The 1,430-nt window shown below is 67.8% G+C and carries 1 protein-coding gene; it reads right to left on the bottom strand.

From position 1 onward, the window contains the following. Nucleotides 1-16: 16 nt before the first annotated feature. Nucleotides 17-1,159, bottom strand: coding sequence for an IS110 family RNA-guided transposase (locus BXA10_RS30235; RefSeq protein ID WP_076474246.1), 1,143 nt, complete (start codon nucleotides 1,157-1,159; stop codon nucleotides 17-19). Nucleotides 1,160-1,430 lie beyond the last annotated feature (271 nt).

Here is a 1,430-nt window from a genome sequence, read left to right as displayed (position 1 = left end):
ATGGCTCCCCTCTGTGTCAAGACACCGCCGGGAGGAGGGTTCTATCCTGGGTCTCGGCGGGTCCGGGAAGTGACTTCTCCGAAGAGCCGGCTGGGGGATGAGAGTCGGTCACGCTGGAGCCAGTAGTCGTTCCTCGTTGTCCTCCCGGGCCCGCCGCCGTGGCCACCGTGTCGCTGATCATGCAGCGGTAGACGATGTCGGACAGGCGTCGTTTCAGGGCGCGCATCGCTTCCATCGAGGTCTTGCCGGAGGCTTTCTTCCGGTCGAAGTAGGCGCGGCCCTCGGTAGGGTTGCGTAGCTGGACGGTGGCCATGATGTGCAGCACCCGGTTGATCTGCCGGTTCCCGGCTCGGGAGAGCCGGTGGCGTACCTGATCGCCGGAGGACGCGTCGATGGGGGCGGTGCCGTTCCAGGAGGCGAAGTGGGCCCGGTTCGGGAACCGGGTGATGTCGTTGACCTCGACCAGCAGCCGGGCAGCACCGGATGGTCCGATGCCGTGCAGGTCCATCAGCGTGGTGCCGGTGGAGGCCACCAGTTCCTTCAGCTCCTTGTCGGCTTCCTTGGTGCGTCGGTAGATCCGTTCGAGGTCGGCGATCAGCTCCGCGGCGACCCGCCGGCGGGCCTTGCCGACCGAGTCCCGGGGCCTGACCGTGGCCAGCAGTGCCTTCGCCTGGGCGGCGGACAAGCTCTTCTTCGCCCCACCAGGGATCAGTTCCAGCAGCAGTTGGTGCAGCTGGGACACCATCCGGGTGTGGTCCTCGCCAAGAGAGCGGCGCCGGTCGACCAGGATCCGCAGCAGGGCGAGCTGTTCGTCGTTGACGATTGGGCGCAGCCCGGCCATGCGGGTGCCGACCAGCGCGATGGAGTGGGCGTCGGTGGCGTCGGTCTTGCGGCCCTGGCCGGTGGCGAAGACCCGCGCCCTGGCCGACAGCTTCGGGGGGACGTCGACGACCTGTTCGCCGTCGGCCAGTAGTCGGTTGGCGATGTGTCGGCCGATGCCCTGGCAGCCCTCGATCGCCCAGACACGGTTCGGCCATCGGCTGGCGTACTTCCTCATCGCTGTGTAGCCGTCGCGGTCGGTGTCGAAGCGGCCGCCGCCGACGACGGTCTCGTCGCCGGCCATGACCTCGATCGTGGCGGAGCGTTTGTGCGGATCCATTCCGATGACCAAACGATCTGACGTGCCACTCACCGCGTCCTCCGATGCTCGATCCACCTGGGTTGTCGAGCCGGGAGGGCAACGCTACTTCGAGCCGAGCAAACCCCTCTTGAGCCTCTCCCCGCCCTGGGGCGACGCCCGGGCCGCGCAGGCCAAATGAGAGCCACACGACCAGCGTGGGCAGCCGAAAAGTGAGCGACAGCCCGGGCGCCTCGACCGAAGCCTGGCCGGGCCACGATCGCAGGTCAATGAAACAAGTAGCCGATGAGCG

It is taken from the genome of Micromonospora avicenniae (genome assembly GCF_900156065.1).
Taxonomy (GTDB): domain Bacteria; phylum Actinomycetota; class Actinomycetes; order Mycobacteriales; family Micromonosporaceae; genus Micromonospora; species Micromonospora avicenniae.
The sequence above is the reverse complement of the archived record's forward strand: the minus strand, read 5'-3'. Positions and strand labels throughout refer to the sequence as shown.